This is a genomic window from Bradyrhizobium sp. URHA0013 (assembly GCF_000518345.1).
Classification (GTDB): Bacteria; Pseudomonadota; Alphaproteobacteria; order Rhizobiales; family Xanthobacteraceae; genus Bradyrhizobium.
In genome coordinates this window covers 677,372-703,380 of sequence record NZ_KI912427.1, presented here as the reverse complement: position 1 = coordinate 703,380, position 26,009 = coordinate 677,372, and the positions used below count along the sequence as shown (strand labels likewise).

27 protein-coding genes are annotated in these 26,009 nt (G+C 63.7%); 6 read left to right on the top strand and 21 right to left on the bottom strand.

Going from position 1 to position 26,009, the window contains the following annotated elements; translation table 11 throughout:
* Window positions 1–72 precede the first annotated feature (72 nt).
* Window positions 73–1,557, top strand: coding sequence for a mannitol dehydrogenase family protein (locus tag N551_RS0132790; RefSeq protein WP_027570508.1), 1,485 nt, complete (start codon window positions 73–75; stop codon window positions 1,555–1,557).
* Window positions 1,558–1,657: 100 nt separating this feature from the next.
* Window positions 1,658–2,065, top strand: coding sequence for a nuclear transport factor 2 family protein (locus N551_RS0132785; protein WP_027519831.1), 408 nt, complete (start codon window positions 1,658–1,660; stop codon window positions 2,063–2,065).
* Window positions 2,066–2,089: 24 nt separating this feature from the next.
* Here the strand turns inward: N551_RS0132785 and N551_RS0132780 are convergent, their stop codons facing one another.
* The gene (locus N551_RS0132780; RefSeq protein ID WP_027570507.1) at window positions 2,090–2,851 is read right to left on the bottom strand and encodes an HAD family hydrolase; all 762 of its coding nucleotides are present in this window, start codon (window positions 2,849–2,851) and stop codon (window positions 2,090–2,092) included.
* Between the two features lie 145 nt (window positions 2,852–2,996).
* Between N551_RS0132780 and N551_RS0132775 the strand changes: the two genes are divergently transcribed.
* Together N551_RS0132775 and N551_RS0132770 are read left to right on the top strand one after the other, a co-directional pair.
* Entirely contained in the window at window positions 2,997–3,848 is an 852-nt protein-coding gene (locus N551_RS0132775; protein ID WP_027570506.1) for an SDR family oxidoreductase, read from the top strand.
* A gap of 119 nt (window positions 3,849–3,967) precedes the next feature.
* Complete coding sequence (locus tag N551_RS0132770; protein WP_027570505.1) at window positions 3,968–5,233, top strand: serine hydrolase; 1,266 nt, start codon at window positions 3,968–3,970, stop codon at window positions 5,231–5,233.
* 56 nt (window positions 5,234–5,289) lie between these two features.
* On the opposite strand, the gene N551_RS0132765 is transcribed toward N551_RS0132770, so the two are convergent.
* The gene (locus N551_RS0132765; protein ID WP_027570504.1) at window positions 5,290–6,177 is read right to left on the bottom strand and encodes a dienelactone hydrolase family protein; all 888 of its coding nucleotides are present in this window, start codon (window positions 6,175–6,177) and stop codon (window positions 5,290–5,292) included.
* 112 nt (window positions 6,178–6,289) lie between these two features.
* Window positions 6,290–7,516 (bottom strand): MFS transporter, encoded by a 1,227-nt coding sequence (locus N551_RS0132760; RefSeq protein ID WP_245287901.1) that lies wholly within the window; start codon window positions 7,514–7,516, stop codon window positions 6,290–6,292.
* Between the two features lie 488 nt (window positions 7,517–8,004).
* Here N551_RS0132760 and N551_RS0132755 point away from each other — a divergent pair, with 488 nt between their 5' ends.
* Window positions 8,005–8,583, top strand: coding sequence for a MarR family winged helix-turn-helix transcriptional regulator (locus tag N551_RS0132755; RefSeq protein WP_027570502.1), 579 nt, complete (start codon window positions 8,005–8,007; stop codon window positions 8,581–8,583).
* A 13-nt stretch (window positions 8,584–8,596) separates the two neighbouring features.
* Here N551_RS0132755 and N551_RS0132750 read toward each other — a convergent pair whose 3' ends face one another.
* Entirely contained in the window at window positions 8,597–9,601 is a 1,005-nt protein-coding gene (locus N551_RS0132750) for a hypothetical protein (RefSeq protein WP_027570501.1), read from the bottom strand.
* Window positions 9,602–10,420: 819 nt separating this feature from the next.
* Between N551_RS0132750 and N551_RS0132745 the strand changes: the two genes are divergently transcribed.
* Window positions 10,421–11,191 (top strand): response regulator transcription factor, encoded by a 771-nt coding sequence (locus N551_RS0132745; RefSeq protein WP_007595845.1) that lies wholly within the window; start codon window positions 10,421–10,423, stop codon window positions 11,189–11,191.
* Window positions 11,192–11,362: 171 nt separating this feature from the next.
* Here N551_RS0132745 and N551_RS0132740 read toward each other — a convergent pair whose 3' ends face one another.
* The 17 genes from N551_RS0132740 to N551_RS0132660 form a co-directional block, all read right to left on the bottom strand.
* On the bottom strand, window positions 11,363–11,821 hold the full coding sequence (locus N551_RS0132740) for a hypothetical protein (RefSeq protein WP_018453988.1): 459 nt from the start codon (window positions 11,819–11,821) through the stop codon (window positions 11,363–11,365).
* Window positions 11,818–12,330 (bottom strand): hypothetical protein, encoded by a 513-nt coding sequence (locus tag N551_RS0132735; protein ID WP_027570500.1) that lies wholly within the window; start codon window positions 12,328–12,330, stop codon window positions 11,818–11,820. Before N551_RS0132735 ends, N551_RS0132740 begins: the two co-directional genes overlap by 4 nt.
* Window positions 12,331–12,372: 42 nt before the next feature.
* Complete coding sequence (locus tag N551_RS0132730) at window positions 12,373–12,858, bottom strand: rod-binding protein (RefSeq protein ID WP_027570499.1); 486 nt, start codon at window positions 12,856–12,858, stop codon at window positions 12,373–12,375.
* A complete protein-coding gene (locus N551_RS0132725; RefSeq protein ID WP_027570498.1) occupies window positions 12,855–13,274 on the bottom strand; it encodes a hypothetical protein in 420 nt (139 codons plus the stop codon). Before N551_RS0132725 ends, N551_RS0132730 begins: the two co-directional genes overlap by 4 nt.
* A 6-nt stretch (window positions 13,275–13,280) precedes the next feature.
* Entirely contained in the window at window positions 13,281–14,033 is a 753-nt protein-coding gene (gene fliR / locus N551_RS0132720) for a flagellar biosynthesis protein FliR (RefSeq protein WP_027570497.1), read from the bottom strand.
* A complete protein-coding gene (gene flhA / locus N551_RS0132715; protein ID WP_027570496.1) occupies window positions 14,030–16,111 on the bottom strand; it encodes a flagellar biosynthesis protein FlhA in 2,082 nt (693 codons plus the stop codon). Before flhA ends, fliR begins: the two co-directional genes overlap by 4 nt.
* Before the next feature lie 91 nt (window positions 16,112–16,202).
* Complete coding sequence (gene fliQ / locus N551_RS0132710) at window positions 16,203–16,469, bottom strand: flagellar biosynthesis protein FliQ (RefSeq protein WP_018453982.1); 267 nt, start codon at window positions 16,467–16,469, stop codon at window positions 16,203–16,205.
* Complete coding sequence (gene flgD, locus N551_RS0132705) at window positions 16,466–16,882, bottom strand: flagellar hook assembly protein FlgD (protein ID WP_027570495.1); 417 nt, start codon at window positions 16,880–16,882, stop codon at window positions 16,466–16,468. Before flgD ends, fliQ begins: the two co-directional genes overlap by 4 nt.
* 14 nt (window positions 16,883–16,896) lie before the next feature.
* Window positions 16,897–17,307: a flagellar biosynthesis repressor FlbT gene (gene flbT, locus N551_RS0132700; protein ID WP_027519845.1), complete on the bottom strand. Its 411-nt coding sequence runs from the start codon at window positions 17,305–17,307 to the stop codon at window positions 16,897–16,899.
* On the bottom strand, window positions 17,307–17,651 hold the full coding sequence (flaF, locus tag N551_RS0132695; RefSeq protein ID WP_027570494.1) for a flagellar biosynthesis regulator FlaF: 345 nt from the start codon (window positions 17,649–17,651) through the stop codon (window positions 17,307–17,309). The genes flbT and flaF overlap by 1 nt, the downstream gene beginning before the upstream one ends.
* Before the next feature lie 67 nt (window positions 17,652–17,718).
* Window positions 17,719–18,765: a flagellar hook-associated family protein gene (locus N551_RS0132690; RefSeq protein WP_027570493.1), complete on the bottom strand. Its 1,047-nt coding sequence runs from the start codon at window positions 18,763–18,765 to the stop codon at window positions 17,719–17,721.
* Window positions 18,766–18,768: 3 nt separating this feature from the next.
* Window positions 18,769–20,247, bottom strand: coding sequence for a flagellar hook-associated protein FlgK (gene flgK, locus N551_RS0132685; protein ID WP_027570492.1), 1,479 nt, complete (start codon window positions 20,245–20,247; stop codon window positions 18,769–18,771).
* A 34-nt stretch (window positions 20,248–20,281) separates the two neighbouring features.
* The gene (locus tag N551_RS0132680; RefSeq protein WP_027570491.1) at window positions 20,282–21,514 is read right to left on the bottom strand and encodes a flagellar hook protein FlgE; all 1,233 of its coding nucleotides are present in this window, start codon (window positions 21,512–21,514) and stop codon (window positions 20,282–20,284) included.
* A 90-nt stretch (window positions 21,515–21,604) separates the two neighbouring features.
* On the bottom strand, window positions 21,605–22,186 hold the full coding sequence (locus N551_RS0132675; RefSeq protein ID WP_027570490.1) for a transglycosylase SLT domain-containing protein: 582 nt from the start codon (window positions 22,184–22,186) through the stop codon (window positions 21,605–21,607).
* Entirely contained in the window at window positions 22,137–23,477 is a 1,341-nt protein-coding gene (locus N551_RS0132670; protein ID WP_027570489.1) for a flagellar hook-length control protein FliK, read from the bottom strand. Before N551_RS0132670 ends, N551_RS0132675 begins: the two co-directional genes overlap by 50 nt.
* Window positions 23,474–24,676, bottom strand: coding sequence for a chemotaxis protein (locus tag N551_RS0132665; protein ID WP_027570488.1), 1,203 nt, complete (start codon window positions 24,674–24,676; stop codon window positions 23,474–23,476). The genes N551_RS0132670 and N551_RS0132665 overlap by 4 nt, the downstream gene beginning before the upstream one ends.
* Window positions 24,673–26,004, bottom strand: a complete 1,332-nt coding sequence (locus tag N551_RS0132660; protein ID WP_027570487.1) for a MotB family protein — start codon at window positions 26,002–26,004, stop codon at window positions 24,673–24,675. The genes N551_RS0132665 and N551_RS0132660 overlap by 4 nt, the downstream gene beginning before the upstream one ends.
* Between the last annotated feature and the right edge of the window lie 5 nt (window positions 26,005–26,009).

The window sequence follows — 26,009 nt, the reverse complement described above, 5'->3', positions numbered from 1 at the left end:
ACCAATTGACCGCAGCATTGACCGAGGATAGGCGCCATGTCAAGCAGCGGCCAAACAAGAGGAGAGACGACCATGCGCCTTGATCCAACGCGCCTTGGCCGCGCCAATCTCGATCGGCTGCCACCAGGTATTCGCCGCCCGGCCTACGACCGTTCGCGCGTCACCTCCGGCATCGTGCATCTCGGCCTTGGCGCGTTTCATCGCGCCCACCAGGCCGTCGTCATCGATGATTGCCTTGCGGCCGGCGCCACCTCGTGGGGCATCGTCGGCGCCAGCCTGCGCAGCCCTGACACACGCGACGCCCTCGCCCCGCAGGATCATCTCTATACGGTCGCCGTCCGTGCAGCCGAAGGCACCGAACACCGCATCATCGGTGCGCTGCTCGACAGCGTGGTCGCGCGCGAGAACCCGGCACGACTGGTCGAGCGAATGGCCGATCCCGCCATTCGCATCGTCTCCCTCACCGTCACCGAGAAGGGCTACTGCCACACGCCGCAGACCGGCGATCTCGACGAGCGGCATCCTGATATCGTGCACGACCTCAACAATTTCGACGCGCCGCGCTCGGCTCCCGGCTTCATCGTGGCCGCGCTGGCGCGCCGGCGGGCCCTGGGCGCCCCGCCCTTCACCGTGCTGAGCTGCGACAACCTCGCCGCCAACGGCCACACCGTACAGCGGATCGTGACGCAATTCGCCGCGCTACGCTCGAAGGATCTCGGCAAGTGGATCGCGGATACCGCGGCCTTCCCCTCGACCATGGTCGACCGCATCGTGCCGGAGACGACGGATGGTGACCGCGATGCGGTTTCATCAGCACTCGGTTTGCACGACGCATGGCCGGTCATGACCGAGCCGTTCACGCAATGGGTGGTCGAGGATCGCTTTACGGCAGGCCGGCCCGACCTTGCCGCCGCCGGCGTCGAACTGGTGAACGACGTCAAGCCGTTCGAGTTGATGAAGCTGCGGCTGCTCAACGCCAGCCATTCGGCGCTGGCCTATCTCGGCTATCTCGCCGGCTACGAGACCATCGCCGACACCATGCAGGATCCGCATTTCGCGCGCCTCGCCGCGCAGGTGATGGAAGAGGCCGCGGTGACGCTGACGATGCCATCAGGCGCAGACCTGGCCGCCTATCGCGCCTCGCTGCTCAAGCGCTTCGCCAATCCGGCACTGCATCACCGCACCTGGCAAATCGCGATGGATGGCTCGCAAAAGCTGCCGCAGCGGCTGCTCGGCGCGATCCAGGATCGTCTCGCCAGGAACCTGCCGATCGCGACGCATGCGCTCGCGGTGGCCGGCTGGATGCGCTACGTCAGCGGCCTCGACGAGAAGGGCCGCACCATCGACGTGCGCGATCCGCTCGCCGCCGAGTTCGCCGATTTGGCGCGCGAGGCAGGTCCCATCGCCGAACGATTGGCGCCCGCGCTGCTCGGCGTCGCGAAAGTGTTCGGGCCGCTAGGCGCGGAGCCGCGCCTGCGCGAGGCCGTGACCGTGGCGCTCGGCCGACTCTACAAGGATGGCGCGCGGCGTGCGGTGGAGACCCTGGTCTCGGTGTGACCACAAAACCGGCAGCAATGCTGCATTGCGGTCCAGAGCGAACGGAAAGTCGACGGAAGTCTTGCTTGATTTTTGCCTGTCATTGCCCCACCCGAGAGGCATGGCAAAGGACACCAAGGTGATCGCCGCGAACGCAGCGTTCTACGCCGCCTTCTCGACTGGCGATTTCGACGAAATGGAGCGGATGTGGGCGGACGATGACGCCATTTCCTGCATTCATCCCGGCTGGCCGGCCATCATCGGCCGGGCCACGGTGATCGGAAGCTGGCGCGACATCCTGCAGAGTCCGGAACGGCCGCAGATCGTCTGCGCGGAACCGCAGGCCATCGTCGATGGCGACAGCGCGCGCGTGCTCTGCATTGAGATCGTCGACGGCACGGCATTGGCTGCGGCCAACCATTTTCGGCGCGTCGGCGACGACTGGCGCCTGGTGCACCATCAGTCCAGCCCGATCGCGCAAATTGTCGAGCAAGCTGAGGACGATAGAGCGAGCCACCGCGTCCATTGAGGGCACTCGGCCCGCAGACACATTCTACTGTGCATGGGGTTGTTTTTCAGTTTTTTTGTTTTGGCGCTTCACCCCGAGCCCAGACAGGTCATCCAGCACGACCCGCGCTTGGCTAAAATTGTCGTCCCGGAAGAACATGCTTCTGGTGATGAGCACGGGAATGTTCGCCCGCGCGGCTGCGATCAGCCCGTTGGCGGAATCCTCGATCGCGACGCAGTCGGGTGCGTTGAGCTTCAGCCGCACCAGGATCTCGAAATAGACATCCGGCGCAGGCTTTTTGTGCGGCACATCATCCCCGGCGACGATCGCATCAAAATCCGCGGCCCAGCGCTTTCCCAAAGCCTGCGACAGCAGCGCATCGATGTTGCCGTGCGACGTGGTCGTCGCGATCGCGAGCCGCTGGCCGCGCGCCTTGGCAGCAGCGAGGAGATCCGTCACCCCGGGCCGTAAGGGGCAGCAGCCGGTTTCGACCAGTTCGGCATAATGCGCGGTCTTGATGCGGTGGAGTTCCGCGATGTCCACATCCGATAATGGCGCGGCGATCCTCAGCCTTTCATGGTGGGCGCGGATCCGCTCCTTGCCGCCTGTAACCCGCAGCAGATCCTTGTAGACGGCCCGGTCCCATTGCCAGTCGAGACCGTGGCGGGCGAAGGCATGGTTGAAGGCCTGCCGATGCAGCTCTTCGGTCTCAGCCAAGGTACCGTCGACGTCGAAGATCAGCGCGGCGGCGCGGCGGATCAGCTCGGCGGCGTCACATGGCCTTATGGCGGGCGCTTCTGCCTGCATGATCTATACGTCCCTCCCGACGAGCGACCATCGCCTGCACAGGCGGACGAGACAAATTGCAATATCTTTTGCCGGACCCAAAAATCTCTTATGAGCGGAGGCGCGCTGCGGCGCGAACGGGAACTCCGACCTGCAAGGAAGATGTATGCGGCTCTTTATCCTTGGCCTCGGCTACAGTGCGCAGCACTTCGTCCGCCTGTTCGGTGGCCGCTTCTCGCATATCGCCGGCACGGTGCGCGATCCCGCGCAGCGGGGCGCTCTCGCCGGCGTCGAGGTGCATGCTTTCTCCGGCAGCAGTCCGGCACGCGAGACGATCGAACGCATGAGAGACGCGGATGCCCTTCTCGTTTCGATCCCGCCCGACAGCGCCGGCGATCCCGCAATCGCGGCCTTCTCCGGCCTGCTGGCGGCGGGCGGCGAGCGCAAGATCATCTATTTGTCCACGATCGGCGTGTATGGTGGTCACGCCGGCGGCTGGGTCGATGAGAGCACGCCGCCGAAGGCGGACCTCGACCGCACGCGCATGCGGGTCGCGGCGGAACAGGCGTGGACCGACACGACCGGTGGCGACGCCGCGATCCTGCGGCTCGCGGGTATCTATGGCCCCGGCCGTAACGCGCTGGTGACGCTGCGCGCTGGAACGGCCCGGCGCATCATCAAGCCGGGACAGGTGTTCAACCGCATCCACGTCGACGACATCGCGAGCGCGATCATGGCCGCGATTCATCACCCGAGCGGCGGCACGTGGAACGTCTGCGACGACGAGCCGGCGCCGCCGCAGGACGTGATCGCTTACGCGGCGAAGCTGATGAACGTTGCACCGCCGGCGGAAGAGCCGTTCGAGACCGCCGAGATGTCGGCGATGGCCCGCAGCTTCTATGCGAGCAGCGCCCGCGTCTCCAACGCGAAAATGAAGCGCGAGCTCGGCGTCACGCTTGCTTATCCGACCTACCGCCACGCCCTCGAGGCGTTGTGGCAAGCGGGGGAACGAGGATAGGGCTCCGGCATTCCCGGCGTCCTAGACATGCCCTGCCGCGCTTGACTTCGCGCCGGTGCGGTCGTGATCTAATCACTGAGCGGGCCAATGCATAACGAGCCCGAGCTTGGGAGGATTCCATGAAGAACATCGCCATGATCGCCGCGACCGCTGCCGCCATCACGTTCGGCGCAGCACGCGCCGCACCGCTGCCCGAAGCTAGTCCAGACGACGCCGGCTTCTCGAAACAAGGCCTTGCACGGCTCGACAATTTCTTCGCACGTGAGATCGCCGCCAAGCGCGTCCCCGGCGCGGTCGTCGCGATCGCCCGTGACGGCAAGCTCGTGCACTACAAGGCCTACGGTATGCTGGATCCGGACAAGGGCACGCCTATGCCTATCGACGCGATCTTCGCCCTGGCTTCGATGACCAAGCCGATGGCCGCAGTCGCGGGCCTGACATTGATGGAGCAGGGCAAGCTGCCGCTCCAGGCCAAGCTGTCCGACTATTATCCCGGCTTTGCCGACATGAAGGTCGGCGTTCAGCAGGCCGACGGTTCATTGAAGCTCGAACCGCAGGCATCACCGATCTTCATTCATGACCTGTACCGACACACGTCTGGCCTGATGTACGGCGGCCGCCCGGACAGCGCGAGCCCGGTGGCGCGGCAATATCCGGAAGGCACCGCGCCAGCGATCGAAGGTGACACCCAGGCCTTCATCGATCGCATCACCAAGCTGCCGCTGGCGCATCAGCCCTCGACCGAGTTCGAATACGGTTTCTCGATCGACGTGCTCGGCGCCGTCGTCGAGAAGGTGAGCGAGCAGAAGCTCGGCGACTATCTCGCCGCCAACGTCTGGCAGCCGCTCGGCATGAAGGACGCGACCTTCCACCCGACCGACCCACAGCGCCCTCGCCTCGCCCGCCCGTTCGCCAACGATCCGCTTACCGGCAAGCCGCAAGCCATCAAGCTTTTGGACACGCCGACAAAATTCGACTGTGGCGGCGCCTGCTCGTTCGCGACCGTCGGCGACTACATCCGCTTCGGACAGATGCTGCTCAACGGCGGCGACCTCGACGGCCAGCGCATCCTCGGTCCCAGGACCGTGCATCACATGACGACCAATCATCTCGGCCCGGAGATCAAGAACAACGTGGCGAACATCGAGCCGCATCGCGCCGGCTTCGGCTTTGGCCTCGCAGTCGCGGTCCGCACCAGCGAGGGATTGTCGTCAGTCCCCGGCAATCCCGGCGAGTTCACCTGGAATGGCGCGTACGGAACGCAATTCTTCTGCGACCCCAAGGAGCGTCTCGTGGTCGTGGTGGGAACGGCGGCGCCGGGCGAGCTGCGGAAATATTATCGCGAACAGGTTCAGGACATCGTTTATGGCGCGATGGTGAAGTGAGATCGACGCCTTGAAATAGAAGGGCGGCCGCTCGGGCCGCCCTTCTAAAATCAGCGTCAGCTCAGGACGCCATACTTCTTGAACCAGGCCTGCGCCTGTTTCCAGGCATCTTCTGCGGCGTCCTTGCGGTAGCTGCCGCGGTAGTCGGCATGGAAGCCGTGCGGCGCTTCCGGATAGATCTTGAACTCGGCTGTCTTCTTGTTCTGCTCCAAGGCTGCCTTGAGCTGCTCGACCTGGGCGACGGGAATGCCGGTATCGGCGCCGCCATAGAGGCCGAGCACCGGTGCCTTCATCTCGGGCGCGAGCTGCATCGGGCTTTTCGGCCACAGCGGATTGGCTGGATCGACCGGCGGACCGTAGAAGGCGACGCCGGCCTTGAGGCTGCCGCTGTGAGCGGCATATTCCCAGACTGTGCGCCCGCCGCGGCAGAAGCCGATGATGCCGAGCTTACCGGTGTCGCCGCCTTGCGATCCCGCCCACGCCACCGTCGCATCGAGATCGGACAGCAGCTCGGCGTCCGGCTTGGCATTGACGATCGGCAGCAGGTCCTTGATCTCGGTGACCTTGGTCAAATCGACGCCCTTACGGAAATAGTAGTCGGGCGCGATCGCGAACGCGCCGAGCTTGCCAAGGCGCCGCGTCACGTCCTTGATGTATTCGTGCAGGCCGAAAATCTCCATCGCCACGATGATCACCGGCGCCTTGGTGTCGCCGGCGGGGCGGGCGAAATACGCAGGCATCTCCTCGGAACCGACCTTGATCTTGGCGTCCCCGGTCTGGAGGCCACTGGTGTCGGTCGTGATCGCCTCGGCGCGCACGGGCCCGGCCGCAAGCGTGTAGCCGGCGGCGACGGCCGCGGTGGCGCTCATGAATCCGCGGCGCGAGACCGGGGCGACCTTGGTCAGCCCGACGACGTCGGATGTCATGGTGGTTTCGATACTCATCGGTTAATCCTTCCTGATGCGCGGCCCTGATCCTTCAGGCGCGCATTCGCCAATAATTGCCGGTGAAACGCAAATCACCAGCCTGCGAGCGCGCCACTTTCGGGGCTTGTTTTCAGATCTTGGTCTGACGCTGTTTCACCGGCGCAGTCTCGGGCATGAGGCTCATCGCGACAAGTCCAACGATCGCCGCAAGCAGCAGGTACCAGGCCGGCGCCAGCGGATTGCCGGTGACGTGGAGGAGCCAGGTGACCACGAGCTGCGCCGTCCCGCCGAAGCTGGCGATCGCGACCGCGTAGACGGTCGCGAACACGCCGCCGCGGATGTTCTGGGGCAGCGCCTCGGTGAAGGTCGCGTAGAACGCAGTGAACGGCAGCGAGCCGATGACGGACAGAACACCGAAACCAACCAGGAGCGACAACGCGCCGGGCGCATGGACGATCCACAAGAAGGTCGGGTAGGTCAGCAGCAGCGTTGCGAGCTGCGGCCAGATCATCACCGGCTTGCGACCGAGACGATCCGCCAGCCAGCCCCCGACCAGCGCGCCAACAAACTGGATGCCGTTGCTGACCAGCGACACGGTGAAAGCCAGGGTCGACGACACATGCAGCGTATTCTGCGCATAGGTCGTCATATATTGGGTGACGTAGGTCGAGATCGTGCCGCTTGCCAGGATCATCAACGCAAGTCCGATGATGCCAAGGTGCCGTCTCGCCTGCGAAAGATGACCGGTGTGCTCGACGGTGCCGGCACCGGCTTCGGCCTGCGGGATTGTCTCGGGCAGCGTCCGGCGCATCCAGAAGCCGAACGGCAGGCACACCGCCCCGATCAGAAACGCCACCCGCCAGCCATAGGCGTCGAGCATCTCCGGCGCCATCGTCCTGCTCAGGATGACGCCGACGAGCGCGCCCGCGGTCGCGGCGATCTCCTGGCTGGCCGGCTGCCAGGCCACCACCAGCGCGCGATGCTCGGGCGGAGCGATCTCGATCAGATAGGCGGTGGTCGGTCCAACCTCCCCGCCCAGAGCAAAGCCTTGCGCCATACGCGCCGCGATCACGATGACGGGCGCTGCAAGGCCGATCGTTTGATAGGACGGCGTGAGCGCGATAGTCAGGATTGATAGCCCCATGAGCGCAAAGCTTAGCAGCATGGCAGGCCGCCGGCCGATCCGGTCGGAATAGATCCCAAGCACGATTCCGCCGATCGGCCGCGTCACGAAGCCGGCGCCGAAAGTCGCCAGCGACAGCATCAGGCTGCCGTACTCGCTTCCCGTCGGGAAGAAGGTATGGCCGATCTGGATGGCGAAGAAGCTGTAGGTGATGAAGTCGTAGAATTCGAGCATGTTGCCGACGGTGGCGGCCAATGCTGCGCGCTTGACGCTGAACGGCTTCACTTGCTCGATCGCGGACGACACTCTGGCATTCCCGGGCTCGATCCTATTTCGATTTAACCGCCTGGCCGCATTGCAACGCAACATCCATTAACCGCAAACGGTGGTTCCCTCGCGCCCCTTTCCGCCGGCCCGAGTTGCGGCCGATCCGCCTGCTCGCGCGATTCGACGCGCATCACGCAATAAATGGGCTTTGCGGTGGTCGCAACGACACATCATGTTGCACGCACATCCCACGCTATCGGAATTTGCGCGTACTCCGCGGTCATTTGACTGAAATTTTCAGAAGAGTTGAGCCGGGCGATTTACTCGAACTTTCTTCGCGACGCTCTAGTTCCACGACCGGAAGGTTCCACCTCTTTGGGGATCCTCATTATCCGCCGCCCGGATTGCGCTACCAAAAGCTCAATTGAATTAAGATTTACCGACCTGGAATTGAAATGAACTTGGCTCGCGAATCGATTGAACTGCTGGAACAGGTCGCCCGGATCCTGTGGTTCGAAGGCACCAAGCACGGCTTGCGTGACCGCGAGTGGATGGCGCTGCGTTTCCTTTCCCGCGCCAACCGGTTTTCCAGGACGCCGTCGGCGCTCGCGAGTTACGTCGGCACGACGCGTGGTACCGCCTCGTTCATCATCGGCGAGCTGGAGCGGCTCGGATATCTCGAGCGAAAGCGCTCGGCCCAGGACAAGCGGTCGGTGATGCTGAGCGTGACACAACAGGGCAAGAAGTTCCTGGTGCGCGACCCCGTCAACGTCCTCGTCGAGGCCATCGCCGTGCTCGAGGGCGAGGCGAAGGTCAGCTTCCGCGACGCGCTCCGCCACGTGCTGGATCAGTCGGACGCGGCCGAACAGCGGCACCATACCGACGTCTGCAAGCGATGCATCTTCCTCCGCGAAGATCGCACCACCACGGACAGCAGGACGACGGCCGAGTTCAGCTGCCGCCTGTTTCGGGCGCCGATCGCGGAGGCGGAGGTCGATCTGCTATGCACCAGCTTCGAGCATCACCGCAAATAGAAGTGGCCCTCGATCAGGGCGTGGCCTTGCGTGACGAATAGATGACGCCCCCGCTGGACTCGACCACCAGACGTCCGTTCTCGTTTTTGATCTCCTCGATACGGCCCAGGCCGGGCACCTGCTGTCCCAACACCGCCTCGACGACGCCGTTCGGGCCTTGCAGGATCGCAATCCCCTCATAGGCCTGGCGGACCGACCAGCCCTTGACCGTCTTGCGCGGCGCCGAGATGCGCTCGGACGGTGCTACCGATCCCGTGATCTCGGGCGTAGCGGCCGAGGCCATCATTGGCATTGGCTGTGTGGCGACGGGCGCCGGAGCCTGGGCCTGCACCTGGGCAAGCTTGTCGAGCTTCACCGTAGAGGACGAGCTCACCCGTTCGATGCGATCCAGATTTTCGCCAAACCGGCCAAAACGGTCATTGGTCGCCTTGCTCGATTGATCGACCGCGGTGCGCAGGCCGTCGAGATTGTCGGACACGCCCGACACCTGCCTGCGCAGTTGCGCCACCGTCTCGCGCAGGTTCCTGATCTCAGTATTGGCCGCGACGTTGCTCTGGGCGGGCTGCGTGGTGAGATAGGCGATCACGCCGGTGCAGGCACAGACGACCAGGATCGCAGCGACCGCCAATGTCGCGAGCGGCACGACCCATGTCGGGCGCGGCGGCGGCGGTTTGGCCACGATCACGGCCGGCTTGATCACGATGGGCGTAGGCTTGGAGATTGCCATCTTGTCGAGGCGCGCCTTGGCGCGAATACGCTTCAGACCCTCGAGCGCCTCTTTCGCCAGAGTTTCATCGCTCGCTGCTGCCGACGCAGGCTTGGTGCTCGCAGCGGGCTTGGTATTCGCGGCAGGCTTGGTATTTGCAGTGGGCTTGGTATTTGCAAAAGACTGGGTATTTGCAAAAGGCTTGGCCGTCGGCCCCGCATTGTCTCTGGCATCGCGCGTCTCCGCAGGCGGTTTCGCCGCTGCGGAAACATCGGCGGTCGCGTTGGGACGAGCTTGTCCATCGGACAACATGCGAGAATGCTCCGTTCGGTTCGATCTGTCGAACGGTGACATTATTTGCCGAAGCTTGCCTGAAACGTACGCATCGAAAACTTTTCATCACGCGCGATGCGACGTCACATGAGTCAAACGCGTCACGCACGTGGCGAGAGTGCGACTCGAAAGACACACCCTCGCCAAGATTTCGCCAAGCTGGAGTCGCCTCGCCATACATGAGTCGAATTGTCGCATGTGGAAAGACGATGACGAGAGTCAATCCCGGGTTGAAAACCCACCGATGTGCGTTAAGCGCAGCACCACCCAAAATGTCTGTAATCATACGGGGATGCGGAACTTTAGAACCGCCAGGGTGCAAAACTAGTTCGAATCCCAAATCAACTGATGCGATTGAATATACAAAGAAACAACTCGAACCAAACCAACAGCATCAAGCACGTGTAGCAACCGCTTAGTTGCGCACGCTTGATCGGAAATCGGCAATTGTTACGGTCCTACTCAAGTGATTCTCGCCAGTTGGCGAGGGGATTGACACAGTACAGTAGCGTTCGGATGCAATGAGCAACTTGGCGCAACTGTTCTAGGTCGCTTTCTCAATCCGCTCCGCGAGGTGATCCGCAAGACACCCGCCGAGCCTCACGCAGTAAGCGTTCAGTATCGAGTCGAAGTAGCAGGCCTGCGAGACGCAGGCACTGAATGCGTAGGGCTGCCCGCGAATATCGAAACCATAATAACGGTTCGCGGGATGGAATATCGTCAAACAGCACAGTTGCCGAGCCGGGCATCACAACAAACAACCGGCCGAAACAAGTGCGAAACAGGGGCGAAAAACTGATGTATATTATCGTTGATGATCGCGAGAGCGTCACGAACAGCTATGTCGGAGGGCTCGTTCGCGAAGGTGTATCGTCGATCGGCTTCTCCTCCGGAGAATTCTGGGACTGGCTGCAATCTGCGAGTGAATCGGATCTGGCCGCGGTGGACGCCTTCCTCCTCGGGGATTGCGACACCCGCGGAAGCCTGCCGCGGGCGATGCGCAAGCGCTCCTCGGCCCCTATCATCGCCATGAGCGGCCAGAAGATGCTCAAGAACACGCTGGAGCTCTTCGAGTCGGGCGTCGATGACGTCGTCCACGTGCCGATTCACCTCCGCGAGATCCTCGCCCGAACGGCCGCAATTGCGCGCCGCCGGGTCGGGGAACTGCCGAGGCCCTGCGAGACCAGGATCCAGGTCTTCTTCAACGGACGTGACCCCGAGATCGCTGGCCACGCCCTCACCCTGCCCCGCCGCGAACTGCGCATTCTCGAATATATGGTCAGCAACCACGGCAAGTGGGTCACCAAGACGCAGATCTTCAACGCGGTCTATGGCATCTTCGAAGCGACATTCGACGAGAGCGTGATCGAGAGCCACGTCAGCAAACTGCGCAAGAAGCTCCGCGACCGCCTCGGCTTCGATGCAATCGTAGCCCGGCGTTACGTCGGATACCGCCTCGACATCCCGGCCGGCGAGACCATCGACGTGCCGATGCAGGAGCTCGACGAAGTCGGCATCCTGCTGAACAGGGCGCATACCGCCCCAGTGGCGTATCCGGCCGGAAACTGATCGGCAGGGCGCTGCCACGAAACCGACAACGGCCTCTGCGAACCACCTTCGCAGAGGCCGTTGTAGTTTCTGACGTCAACGGCGAATAGAGCGCGGCAGTACCGGCGCTGCGGCTCGCGTGTAAGTATATTCTAGAGGCTCGCTTCTGATTCAATCAGAACCGGTAATGCCCTAGGGCTTCTGCTGGAATTCTTCCTTCGACACGTAATTGAAGTCCTCGACAAGGACGTCCTGGACGACTTCGGCCTGCATTCGCTCGTTGACACGCTGCTTGATGGCCGTCGTGAGGATGGAGAGGTCGTAACGGGCGAGTTTTCTGAAATCGAGGCGGTCGTCGGCATAGATCCTGCGGAAGGCTTCATCGACGACGAACGGCTCGGGCGGAACGTTGAGCTGGTGCATGGTCCGCGCCTCTACGGTATAGACGAAGCGCGCGACGATGTAGCCCTGCACGTTGCCACTCTCGACCATCGGCACGCTCAGCGCCCGCGTCTTCTGGTACTGCAGCCCGTCAAGATATTCGTCCTTTGCCGGCAGCAGGCTGCCATTTTCCTTCCAATAGGCCACGGCATAGCTCGTTCCCGCGGTGAGGATGCATACCCAGAGCCCGGCCAGCACGAGTCTGATCATTTTCCGTCCTGTGCTGCGCGACCGGTATAGGTGCCGTCCGACTCGGCGTCCTTGATGGCCTTGACGATGATGGTCGCAACCTCGCGCACCGCATCGTAATGCATTTCGAGGATGGAACGGTTTCGCTCGAGCTTCTCGCGCAGCCGCTGGACCTCCTCGGTGATCTCGACCTCGCCGCCGAGGTGCATTCGTGCCCGCATCAGGCGGACGAATTCCAGCATGCTCCGGCTCTTCCGGGCGCTGAACTCGTCGAAGTCGATCTTCTTGCCCGTCGCGAGCGCAGCCGTCTCCTCTTCGACGATGCCTTCGAGCCGGCGGATCGCAGCCAACAGGCCGCGCACCTCGTCCGATCTCGCCGCCTCCGCACCGTCGTTCGCCACCTCGCCACCGACATTCGGCAGCAGCACGGGCAACAGGGCGTCCCCCGACATGGCCGCCGTCGTCATCGCCTCGGTGTCCACGGCCGGCTGCTCTATCACCATGGCCGCCGCGCCTTCTTGTGCCTGCATAGGAAATTCACCCTTCAACTTCTGTCACCCATTCCCGAATCATCATCCGGCCTTGCCCGTAGCGTCCGGTCCCGCCGGATGCGCGGCAGCAAGCTGCTTGGCAATGCCAATGCCCTTGCCCTTTGCCAACTGCGCACCAAGTTGCTCCGCCAGCATCGACTTCCAGACGCCGCCCGCCGTGCCCTTCCCGAAGACCTCCTCGGACTCCTTCGGCAGCATCGTCTCGACGAAGGTCTGGAGGATGAAGGCCTCGAACTTGCGGTACACCTCGCCGGATGCCGGCGCCTTGATCACCTGCACCGGCGCCCCGTTCACCGCGCCCGACTGCGGTTCCGAAACCTTCGTCGCGGATTGATCGGCAGCAGCCGTCTTGGCCTTCGCCTTGCCGACCTCCGCGTCCATCGTGGCGGCGAAATCCGCGTCCGATGATTTCAACGCGTCGAGCTTCGCGGTAGCCGCGCGCTGCGTCACGGGATCGGCAGCATCGAGGACGTCGAGAACGAGGTCGGGTGTCGCTGTCACGATCATGTCTTGGTCCGATTGGCTTGCCGTGGCGTCCACTCGCGCACGGTGAGGCTTGTTCCCGTCATCTCCTCGAGCGATCGCTTCTCGGCGTCGCGAAGCTTGTCCGCGAGCGCCGCCTTCGCGACCTGCTCGAACTGCTTCACACGGCGGCTCTCCGCGCGAACCTGGTCGAGCTGCTGCGAGGCCTGCGCCTGAATCGCACGCGCGTCGACGCTGGTTCTGGTCAGACGCCGCGCGATCGATTCGCTCGATGATCCCGCCGGCGGCTTGCCCTCGTTGAGAGTTCCGACCAGCCATTCCTGTTCATCCTGCAAGCTGCGCTCCTGCTGCCGCAGATGCGCGAGCTGCCACTCTGACAGCCGGAGCTGGAGCTTCACGAGCGAGACCATCCGGCCGAGCTTGTCCGCGCGCGACGTCATGGCCGATCACTCCGCCAGCCACGAGGAGACGCCAAGCATGAATTGCGTCAAGAGCTCGTCGCTGGTGAGGTAGAGCAGCAGGAAGCCACCGAACAGCACGAACGGTACCGAGATGAAATAGACCGGAATCGCCGGCGTCAGCTTGTTGATCAGGCCGACCGCCAGGTTGACGACGACCGAATAGACGATGAAAGGGCTGGCGATCCGCAGCGTCAGCACGAATGCCTCCGACAGCCTTCCGACGAGCTGGTCGAGCGGCATGCTGCCGCCGAGCCGGTCGCCGGGATGCCAGACGTCGTAGGAGTTCATCAGGCCGCGCAGGACCTGCCAGTGCTGGTCGGTCATGAAGAACAGCGTGGTGACGGACGTCATGATCAGCGGCACCAGGGCCGGCGCCGGATCGGTGTCGCCGACCGGCGTCCCCGGGATGTTGCTCAGCCCGATTGCGCTGGCCATCACGGTGGCCATGGTCTGGAGTGCGAGAAAGAACACGCGACCGCCGAGCCCGATGACGCTGCCGACCACGAGCTCGGAACAGATCAGCAGCACGAGGGTCAGCGGCGCCGCGTTGTCCGTAAGTGGTTTCAGGACGGCGATCAGGATCGGCGTCAGCGCAAACGTCGTGACGAGCGCGACGAACAAGCGGACCTGGGCCGGAACGTTGACGCTGGAATAGCCGGGCACCAGCATCAGGCAGGCACCGATGCGGCAGAACACGATGAACGTCACCAGCACACTATCGGTGAGGCCGCTGATCACGATATGGCTCCGAGGGCCCTGATCTCGGTGCTGCGCGCGACCTCGACATGCGATAGGATCGGCAGGGTCGGAAAGACCCGCTCCAGGATCATCCGGACATAGGGACGCGCTTCCGGGGTCACCGCCAGCACCACGCTGGTGCCGTTCTCGGTGAACTTGCGGATCGCGGCGCTGGCTTCGGTCGCAAACTGCTCGATCAGGCGCGGATCGGCGTCGAATTCGACGACGTCGCCCTTGGCATCGCGCTTCAGGCTCTGGTGGAACGCGAGATCCCAACGGTTGCCGAGACGGACCACGTTGAGCACGCCGTTGTCGGAGAGATCGCCGCAAATCTGCTGGGCAAGACGTGTACGCACATGCTCTGCCACCTGCTCGGAGCGCCGCACATGGGGCGCGATCTCGGCGATGGCTTCGAGGATCAGATGAAGGTTGCGGATCGACACGCGCTCGGCCAGCAGGATCTTCAGGATCGCCAGCAGCCCCGAATACGATATCTGCGACGGGCAGAGATCCTCGACCAGGCGCTTGTATTCGGGATCGAGCCGGTCGAGCAGGCCGCGCATGTCCTTGTAGGACAGGAGCTGGGCGAGGTTGGCCCTGATCACTTCGCTCAGATGCGTGAGCAGCACCGAGAGATTGTCGACCGGCTTGCAGCCCTGGCGCTTGACCTCGTCGGCGAACGCGTCCGTCACCCACAGCGCCTTCATGCCGAAGGCCGGCTCGATCACCTCTTCGCCGGGAACGTCGGGCTTGCCATCCTTGTCGACGAGCACCAGCACTTCGCCAAGCCTGAGCTCGCCCTGGGCGACGCGGGTGTCGTGGATCCGGATCTGGTATCCCTTGGGATCGATCGACAAATTGTCGGTGAGCTTGATCTCGGGAACCACGAAGCCGTACTGCTTGGCGAACTTCTTGCGTATCTTGGCCACGCGGTGCGCCAGCTCGTTGCGCGAGCCCAGCAGATGGACCGAGAGGTGGCCCCCGAGCGCCAGCTCGATCTCCGCGGTCTTGAGCGATTCCTTGACGGACTCCTTGGCATCGACCTGGGCGCGTTCGTCGGCCTTGCGAGCATCTTCCTTCTGCTTCAGGGCTGCCTGCCGCCTCGGCAGCGAGTATCCGACGAAAGCCATGACGCCGCCGAGCAGCAGGAAGGGCGCCGTCGGCAGCCCCGGCATCAAGGCGAGCACGAACATCATCAGCGCGGCGGCCGACACCGCGCGCGGATAGCCGCCGAGCTGGCGCAACACCGCCTGCTCGGCCGAACCTCTGGTGCCGCCCTTCGAGACGAGCAGGCCCGCCGACAGCGACACGATCAGCGCGGGCATCTGCGTCACCAGACCGTCGCCCACGGAGAGCTTGGTGTAGACGTCGGCGGCGCGTGCCAGCGTCAATCCGTGATGCGTCACGCCGATGATGATACCGCCGAAAATGTTGATCGCGGTGATGATCAGGCCGGCGACGGCATCGCCGCGGACGAATTTCGAGGCGCCGTCCATGGCGCCGAAGAACGCGCTCTCCTCTTCCAGCTCGCGGCGCCGGCGCTGGGCCTCCTTGTCGTCGATCAGGCCCGCGGACAGATCCGCGTCGATCGCCATCTGCTTGCCGGGGATGGCATCCAGAGTGAAACGGGCGCCGACTTCGGCGATACGCGTTGCGCCCTTCGTGATCACGACGAAGTTCACCGTGACCAGAATCGCGAAGATGATCAGGCCGATGACGAAGTCACCACCCATGACGAACTTCGAGAAACCGGCAACGACATGGCCCGCGGCGTTTTCGCCCTCCCCGCCGCGCGACAGGATGAGACGGGTCGTTGCGACGTTGAGCGCAAGCCGCAGGATCGTCGCGATCAGGAGGACGGTCGGGAAGGCCGAGAAATCGAGCGGCCGCTGGATCCACAGCGCGACCATCAGGATCAGCGCCGACAGCGCGATCGAGAATGCGAGGCCGAGATCGATCAGGATCGGCGGTATGGGCAGGAACAGGATCGTGAGCATGGCCACGATGCCGCCTGCGAAAAAGGCGTCGGCGCCCAATCGTCGCGGGGTCGGCAGGCTAGCGGCTAACGTATCCGTCATGGGTCACCGGCAGAGGATCCGGCCCGTAATCTGCCGTGCAAAGCTTACGCGGGGGTGGTGGCAGGGGCAGAGGCGGCCGGGACCGCCCGGATCAGAAGCCGCGCTCGATGTGCGAATAGACCATCTCGGTGAAGGTGGAGAGATGGGCTCCGATGAAGGAGCCGGAGACGGCAACGACGACGAGAATGACGATGATCTTCGGAACGAAGGTCAGCGTCACCTCCTGGATCTGGGTCAGCGCCTGGATCAGCGCGATGATAGTGCCGACCAGCATCGCGGCACCGACGGCAGGCCCGGAGGCGACGATGATGGTCCAGATCGCCGCCTGGACGATGTCGAGGGCATCCCGTTCGTTCATGACTGGCTGATCGTGAGACCGGGGCCGATCGCGACTTTCGTACCGTTCTCGAGTGTCGCGATGGAGCCGTCGCTGTTGATGGAGACCGAAGCGACCTTGCCGCTGAAGCTTGCTCCGGTCGAGTCCGTGAAGCTGACGGTCTTTCCGATCAGTCCATTGGCCTGCGACAGCGACTGCGAAGACAGCAGAGCGTCGAGCTTGGTATTGGTCTGCATCGCCTGCTCGACCGACGAGAGCTGCGCAAACTGGCTCATATATTGCGAGGTGTCCATCGGATTGGTCGGATCCTGATTCTTCATCTCCGCGACGAGGAGCTGAAGAAACGTGTTGTAGTCGACGCCGGTGCTCGACGTCGTCGAGCTGGTCGAACTGGACGACTTGCTGGTGCTATCGGTCGCGCTGGTGACGTTCATGTCGCTCTCCGCTGTCAGGCAGCCTCGAATGGGGAATCGATCTTGGCGCCGGCCAGGATGGCCTGCTCCACCGGAAACAGTGCTCGGATCCGCTTGAGCGCCTCGAAGTAACGGCTCGCCCCGACCAGGTCGTCGACCGCACCAAGCCCGACCAGCATCTCCTGGCTCTCGCACACGGCGAGCAGGGCCGCGTGATGCTGCCCATAGAGAGCCGAAGCGTCCCGAACGTCGGTCGGATTCATCAGCATGAGTTGGACGATGAAATAGAGCTGCCGCAGCGCCGTGGTCGCGTCGGAGGCCTGCATGATCTGCCCTTCGAGCAGGAACATCACGTCATTGACGAGCTCGACGGAGACCTTGCGGTCCACGCGCAGCACCGCGCCGTTGATGTAGACCCGTTCGCCCGCACGCAAGGATATCTTCATCAAAGTGCGTCTCGGATCAGGCGGTTGATTTCGATGAGCTGGATCACGTCGTTCGACTTTTCTTCGCGAAGGCGGTCGGCTTCCTTGACCACCCACAGCCCGATCGAGATGATGTCGGCGCGCAGCTTTTCCGGAAGCCCGTTTTCCGGATGCGCGAGATCCTCGATGAAGATCGTCCACAGCCGCCGCACATAGAGCAGGCTCTCGACCAGATCCTCGAGGCTGAAGCGGTCCTCCTGGATCCGCTCGAGCCGGTCGATGCCGAGGCTGAGCGCCTGCCGCTCGCGGCCCCGCGCCTCATAGCCGCTCTCGTCGACGACCGATTCATAGGCTTCAAACGTCATCAGGACAACTCTGCGCAGGAGACCGAACAACAAGACAAGGGTTACGCGCCTTACGAAGGAGCTGGACTCAGAGATAGTTGATGAGGCTGATCTTCTGGAGTTGCGAGGTGAGCGCAAGCGCCGTCTGGATCTGCGTCTGCAAGGTGTTGACCCTGACGGAGGCTTCCGTCGGGTCCACCTTCTCTATACCGACGATCTGATTGTTCAGAATGTCCTGCTGCGTCTTCAGCTTGTCGGTTGCGGAGGTGATCCGCTGCTGGACCGTGCCGATGTCGCCGCCGAGGGTCGCAAGGTCAGTGATGGCGTTTCCGACAAGGCCGATGGCCTTGTCCACGACGACTTGGAACGTCGCTTGGTCCAGGTTCGCGTTCCCGAGATCCGCCATCATGGTGTAGGCCTCGGCGAGCTTGCGGAAACCTGTCTGATTGGCGCTGACGGAGGTATCTGCGATCTCCGTCGTGGAGATACGGCTTTGCATCACCTGGTCGGTCGCCGATGACCAATTGGTGTTCCAGGCCGGGCTCGCGAACTCCGCATCGAAGGTGGTGTCGAGGAAGGTCTGCATCTGGGCCGGGGTGATGGTGTTCACGCTGGGCGATGATTGCGAGAAGCCGAAGGTCGCAAGGAAGTCGGCATCGACCTGGTTCTTGCTGGCCGAGCCCGCGGTGTAGGCCGTGATCGGCGTGTTCTGCGTGTTGATGCCCGCGAAGAGAGACGAGCCGTTATAGGAGACGTTCAGCGCGCCAATCAGATCCTGGAGGTTGGAGGACGCAGGCGGCAGGATGATCCGCCCGCCGCCGTCGGTACTGCGAGCCGCGATCAGGTCCTTGAGGAAGTCCGTTGCGGTCGAACCAAGCTGGGTGATCCGGCTCTGCGTGATGTCCAGGCGTCCGGAGACCAGCCCGTTGGTATCGACGAGCTGATCGGCGAAGCTCAAATCCGCCCGCAGGGTGACGTCGCCTCCCGTCGTGGCGCCAAGCTCGAGGCCGACATCGGCGAAGCGGCCGGTGGTGGCTTCCTTCGAGGCCTTGGCCAGCGCGGCCTGATTGTTGGTGATCGAGGACCTCAACGACGACGATAGCATCAAGGTCGAGATGTAGTTCGCGCTCATCATGACTTAATTTCCCACGGCAGCCAGCAGGCTCTGCAACATTTCGTCGACGGTCGAGATGATCTTCGACGAGGCCGAATAGGTGCGCTCGACCTGGAGCATCAACGACATCTCGTCGTCCATGTTGACGCCGCTGACGTTCGACAGCGCCGCGGTGCTGCGGTCGAGCAGCGTTTTCTGGTAGGTGACGTTGGAGTCGGCGGTCTTGCGCTGGTTTTCGATCCAGCTCGTCGAGGACGACGCGAAGTCGATCAAGCTGCCGTTCGGCTTGCCTTGCGTGGTTGCATCGAACGGCTGCGACGCATCCATGGCGCCAATGAGCTGCTGCAGCCGGGCCGAGTAACCGCCATTGCCGACGGTATTGTATTGGTATGCGACGTTGCCGCTGATCGCACCGTCGCGCAGCAGATTGGGATTTCCGCCCTGGGCCGGATCGACCGATGCAGCAACGGAAATCGTACCAGCGAGGCCCACCAAGACGGTGGCGCTCGCCGGCATCGCCGGCGCGCCGGGATAGGTGAAGAGACCGGGGACGTTGGGCAGCGTCGGAACAGGCGACTGGTCACTTTCCTTGAAGGCATCGACCAGGCCGCGCGCGATTTCGTCGAGCTGGCTCTGGTAAGTAACGGTATCATTGTCGCGCAGCTGCGCGAGGCCAGCAAGCTTGCCGGACTTGAGCGGCATCACGGAATTGGCGCCGGTTACCGGAACGCCGTCGATATAGACGGCATTGCCGGTGGTGCTGGCCGTATAGGCGTTCGTCGGCGCAAAGCTCACCGTTCGCGCTATCTTGTCGAACAGCACGACGCCGCTGTCGGTATAGAGCGCCGCGTCCCCGTTAGGACGGAGCGACATCGACACTCCGACCTCCTGTGACATCTGCGAGACGATGCTGTCGCGCTGGTCGAGGTAGTCGGTGATGTCGTCGCCGGAGATCGTCCCCTTCACGATCGCGGTGTTGACGGTCTGGAACTGGGAGAGCAACCGATTGATGTTTTGAACAGACGTTTGCATGTCGGCATCCGCGCCCTCACGGACCGTCTGCACGGTTTGGGTCGCCTGGTTGAGCGCGATCGCCATGTCCTTGGCGGACGTCACCGCTGCCTGCGCCAGCGTGGTGTTGTCCGGGGCGTTGGCATATTGCTGGAGCGCCTTCTTCAGCGCGTTGAGCTGCGCCGTCGGCGACTGGTCGAGTTCCGGATCGTCCACCGTGGCAGATGCGATCTTCTGGAGACCGTCAAGGATCGCGCTCTGCTTGGCCGACGTCGAGGTTGCGGTCAAGACATTGTCGTAGAGCCCCGAGCTGGCGGCGCGCTGGATTGCCGCCACGTAAACGCCGGCCCCGGGGAGATTGTCCAATACGGCGATCTTGCGCGAATAGCCGGCGGCACTGGCACCGGCGATGTTGCGCGAGATCGTCGACGACTGGATGCCCGACGCCATGAGCGATGCGCGAGCGGAGTCGAGAGCAGCGGTAAGGGACATGGTCTACTCTTGGCCGGGACGAGTGCAGAGGGGTTCAGCGCTTCAGGTTGACGACGACGTCGAGCAGGTCGGCGCCGGTCTGGAACGATTTCGAGTTCGCGGTGAAGCCACGCTGTGCCTCGATCATCCCGGTGAGCTCGTCCGCGAGATCGACGTTGGAGTCTTCCAGCGCTTCAGACTGGATCGTGCCAAGCCCACCGGTGCCGGCATTCGCGGCCTGGGCGTTGCCCGAATTCTGGTTGGTCGAATAGACGTTGCCCGGCTCGGGCGTCAGATTATCGGGGCTCGCCACGTCGGCGAGCATGAGCGTGTAGAGCGTCAGCTGCTGACCGTTCTTGAGCACGGCGGTCACGTACCCGTTCTGGTCAACGTCGACCTTATCGATGGCCGACGGAACGCTACCGTTGACAGTAGCCTTGAAGCTGAAGTTGGTGCCGACCTGCGTCATGTTCGACAAGTCGAGGGTCACGGTCGCGCCGCCGGTGACCGGAAATGCAAGCGTCGTGGCGCTCGCTGCGGCCAACGCGCCCTTTCCGGCCGTCGTCGTGTCGAAGGTATAAGTTCCGGTCGCGCCGAGCGTGGCGCCCGTCGTCGAGTTGTAGGCTTGGATTTGCCAGGTGTCCAAGCCCGCCGCTGTCGCGGTATGGGACATATAGAGATCGACCTTAACGGGCTGGCCGATATTGTCGTAGGCCACGATCGAGCTTTTCGACGAGTACGCGCCCGGACCGGGCGGACCGGCAATAAGTGCTGCCGTCGGATCCAGATTGCCGGTGGTGAGCGTTCCCGCCGTCGATGGCACGGGCACCTGCGAGACCTGGGCGATGTTCACGATCTGCATTCCCGACAGGCTGTTCTGTGAGAAATTAGTCACCTTGCCCGGCTGGCCGAGGAGATAGTAGCCGGCCGCATTGACCAGATTGCCTTGGCTGTCCGGGACGAACGAGCCGGCCCGCGTCAGGAACTGCTGCGTGTTAGTGGCGTCGGACACCACGAAGAAGCCGTTGCCTTGAACGGCAAGATCCGTGCTCGATGTGGTGAATTGCGTATGTCCGGCGTCGCTGATGGCGTAGCGGACGGTGGTCTCGACGGCGCCTGAATCGTAATTGCCGGAGCCGCTCTTCAGAATCAACGAGGAGAATTCGGTCGAAGCCCGCTTGTAGCCGGTGGTGTTGACGTTCGCGATGTTGTCCGAAACCGTCGACAGCTTGTTGGACTGCGCGGCCATCCCGGAAACGCCGGTACGCATAATGCCATAGAGGCTCATGGATTGGGCTCCTTAAGTAGGTTGCAATTACAATGATGGGTTTTGCTTGCGCGGGGCTGATGGTAAGGAACCATGCACAACTTCATGTCGTCAGCTCGTCTTGGGCTGACAGAACGAGCGCGCCTTGTCGGTCCACGCGCCGAAGCCGCTCGAGACGAGATGCGCGACGATGTGGCAGACGTAGCGCTTCTGCGCCGGCTGGTTGTTGGGGCCTGCATTGTAGCGGGCGACCGCCATGGTCCAGCTGCCCTCGCGCTGCTTCAGCTCCTTCAGGAAGCGCGCGGCGTAGTCGACATTCCCTGCGGGATCGAACATCGCCCGGACCGAGACGAATTTGTCGCCGTGATAGTAGTGGTTGATCTGCATGCAGCCGACGTCGATCAGCTTGATCCCCCTAGCTCGCATGGCTTCGAAGTTGGCGATCGCGTCGTTCATGTCTTTGGCGAATACGGTCTGTCCATCGGCGCCGAGCGCGTAAGGATGAAGCGCGCCGCGCCGGCCGGTCTCGGTCAGGCCGACCGCGTAGAGAATGCCGAGCGGAATTCCGTGCTGCTGGGACGCACGCGTCATCTCGCGCTCGCACGGGCGCGAATTGTCGGTCGCAGCAGTCGCGGCGCCGGCGTTACAGATAAACAGGGCCGCGACGAATCTGCGGCGCCACGTCCTGCTCATGACGCGTCTCCTGGTTGGACGGGCGCTCCTGTCGGGCCTGCTTGGCGCCGCCGTCGGCTTGTCCCGACGAATTGCTCGTACCGTCGAACGTGCCTTGCGACTGCGACGAGGGCTGTTGCTGGCCCGAAAGCTGCGGCTGCGACTGGCCGGAGCCGCTCTGGAAACCATCCAGCGAGCCGTGCTGGACGGGCGCTATGTCGGCGACGTAGCCCGCCGATTGCATCAGCTCGCGGATCGAATCGCGCTGCTGATCCAGCATCTGGCTCGTGTCCTTGCGCGCGGCGGCAAGGTGGACGGACACCTCGTTGCCGACCAGACGAAGGCGCACGGTGACATTGCCGAGCGCGGGCGGCTCGAGATTGATGGTCAGGATCTTGAGCGGCTGATCGGGCGCATTGGCTTGGGACGCGGCAACATCTGCAGCTGCGGACGCCGTCGGTGCCGGAGCTTCTTTCAGCTCGGCGATAACGGCGTTGGCAACCTGCTGCGGAGCGTTGAACTGCGCCGGCGGCAGATGGGTCTCTTGCTGGACTACGGTGACCTTGGTCGTCCCGGGCAATGCGTCCCGCGCCGAAGCCTTGGCAGCACGCTCGACATTGGCCGCGACGGCCTCGAAGCCGGGTGCGGTTGCCTTCTGCGACGGCTCACTGCCTTGCGGCGATGTCGCCTGGTCGGTAGCCGTCGCGTGCGACGCCGCGGTCTGCGAGTGCGCGGTGGTTGGAGCCGCGGGAGGCGCGGGCTCGGCTGTCGTCGCCTTCGCCGTGCCTATGGCCTGAACGTCGCGCTTCGTCGTGGAAGATCGCTCGTCGCGCCCAGACGAATCCTTCTTGTCGCCGATCGGTGCTTGCATCTGCGGAATCACGACCGGCGGCCCGGGGACGATCTCCTGCCCCATGATCCCGGCGATGCTCGATCGGCTCTGGACGTCGGCCTGCTCGGTAGGATCGAGGAGTTCATGTTTCCGGGACGATTTCTCGGTGGGTTTCTCCCTGGATCCGGGCTCTTCGGCTGCCGCGGCACGGTCGTGCACCGTCTCGTCGTTGGCGTCGTCCTTCCCGCTCTGGTGCGCCAGGCGCGTCCGCAGCGTGCCGGCTTTCACCGCCGTGTCGCCGCCCTCATCGTTGAGCGCCCGCTTCGCGAGATTCGAGACGGTGTGCAGCAGATCGTTGAAGGAGGAGTCCGCCTGCGCCTTCGGTCCGGCGCTCTTCCCGGAGCGCGATGTGCCCCGCATGTTGAGGCTTTCGGCGAGACTCGAAAAGACCTGTCCGGAGGTTCCACTGAGCTTCGTCATGGACGGCGATCCCTGGTGAGAAGTTCGAGTTCCCCGAGTTGCTTCTGCGCGCGAGCAAGCGTTGCGTTCGACGACGCGAGGTCGAGACGCGCCGGCGTGACCGGAGACTTGTCGGCTGCGGCGGCGGATCCGCCAGCGAACGGCTTGCGAACGTCGAGTGCGAGCTGCACCGTTGCATTGAGAAAGGGAATGTCGCGCTCCGGCAGCTTCGACCGGTCGAGCGCCTTCAACTCGGCGAGACCGCCGTCATATTCGTCGGCGAGCGCCCGCGACACGCCGCGGAACAAATGCGCCCGCTCGCGCTCCGCCGAGGCATCGGCGCTGAGAGTCAGGGCACGCTCGCCAGCAAGCCGGGTCACGGCCAGCCCTCCGCGCACCATCGCGGTCCGCGCGATCACGAGATAGAGCTTGAGGCGGCTCGCGCGGTCGATCTGCTCCAGCAGGGTGGTGATCCGCGCAAACCGACGCTCGTCGAGCGCGAGGCTCGACTGCGTCAGGCCGGTCGCAAAGCGCTGCCAGAAGTCCCCGGCATAGACCGAGTTGTGGTAGTGCCTGATATAGGCCAGCGTTAGGAACTCGAACTTGTCGAAATCCTCGGCTTGCCCGACCAACAGGATCTCGCGCCGCAGCGCGGCCTCCTCCACCAATGTGCCCGGCAAGAGCAAGCGCGCGTCATCCAGACGCTCGATTGCGAGCGATGCCTCGGCGCGTGCGAACAGCGCGCCCTGGACCAGCGCGAGCTGTCCGCCCAGGCCCGACGGAACCGTCCGCGGCTTGACGTCCTTGAGCAGTTCGCGCGCTTCGTCCTGACGACCCTCGACATAGGCAAGCGCGCCATCGAACAGCCGTCCATCGACGTTCAGCTTGTCGCGCGGCAGCTTGCGAATGATTTGCGGCGCGCCGCCACTAAGTAGGTAGATAACGGCCGCCTGGCCGTTCTGCGAATTACTCCACACGCCCGGATCGGCGGCGAGAAATTTTTCGCCGATCTGCCGGATCAATGCGCTGTGGCTGCCGTGCGCCGCGCTATCGCCGTTGGCGATGCCATCCTGCACGGCCTGCAGCGCCCGAACGAGCTCGTATGGCTCGCCCGATGCCGATGCCGGCGGGGGCGGCATCGGTCCCGGCTCGGCGAATGCGCCTGCCGCCGTGAACGGCAGCAGCATCAGCAGCGTGGCGCGGAGAAGAGGCCTGATCAAGGACGCTTCTCCCGGACCATGATCTCGATCCGGCGATTCTGCGCGGCCGCCGGATCGTTCTGAAGTTTAGGCCGCCGATCGGCATAACCCTCGACATGCTCGATGCGCTGCGCATCGACACCGGAGCGGACCAGCATGTAATAGGCCATCTGCGCACGGGCCGTCGACAGCCGCCAGTTGTCATAGGCCTCCGAACGGTACGGCCGATTGTCGGTGTGGCCGCGGACGATGATCACGCCGGGACGCTTCGTCAGCAGCGGGCCGATCTTGTCGATCACCCGGATGAGTTCGGGCCGCGGCTCAGCCGAGCCGACCGCGAACATGCCGAAGTTGGCATCGTCGGTCAGGCTGATCAGCAGGCCTTCCTCGACCTGACGCACCTCGGCCACCGGTCCGGCGCCAGCCTTGACGTCCGACAGCGCGTCCGCGATCGCCGACTGAAGCTGGTTGACCGCTAATTGCTGGGCCTGAGCCGCGTCGCGCGGCTCGGATTCCTTCGTCGTGTCGTTGGGACGCGGCTGAGCGGCGGCATTGGCTTGATTACCAGCCTGGGCGCCGGGCTGCGCGCTCCCTTCGCGTGAGGCCTGCGATGGCGCGGGCCCCGGCGGCAGCAGAGCCGACAGGCTTGCGGACGACGCATCGGCGTTCGGAGCCACGCTTCCGCCGGCATCGTCCTGCCTGGCTCGGCGTGCCTGTGGCTCGCCCTCGCCTGTGCCGGACGCAGTGTCGCGCGCGGACGCATTCGGCTTCAGCTCGGGCTTGGGCTCGATGATGCGATCGGCATCCTTGGGTGCCTGCGGCGCAAGCTTCCAATAGCCGGGATCGAACGGATCGCGGTAGGCGTCGCCTCCCTTGAGGCCATCCTCTTCGGCGGACGTCAAAGCGCCGGCGCGCCGCTGGCCCGAGGCCTGGTTCGCGCTGCTGGCGATCTCGGCGAGTGTCGTATAGGGATCGCGGAACAGGACCTTCTCCTCGTAGAAGGGCGGCTTCTCGGCCGTCGGAGAGTCACCGCGACGTTCCTCGCTCGGTCCTCCCGGCTGGCGCCTGCCGTCCTGGCCGTCGAACGACGACGGCTCCTTCTTGGAGAGATCCTTGAGCCCCTTCGGGGCAGGTGCGTTCTCCGCGAGCTTGATCGGATTGAAATAGCTCGCGACCACCTGCTTCTGATCCTGGTTGAGCGCATTGATCAGCCACATCACCAGGAAGAACGCCATCATCGCGGTCATGAAGTCCGCATAGGCGATCTTCCAGACGCCGCCGTGCGGCTTCTCGTCGTCGAAGGCGCTCCGCCGGCGGATGATGACGAGTTCTGACTTGACCTCATTCATGACGG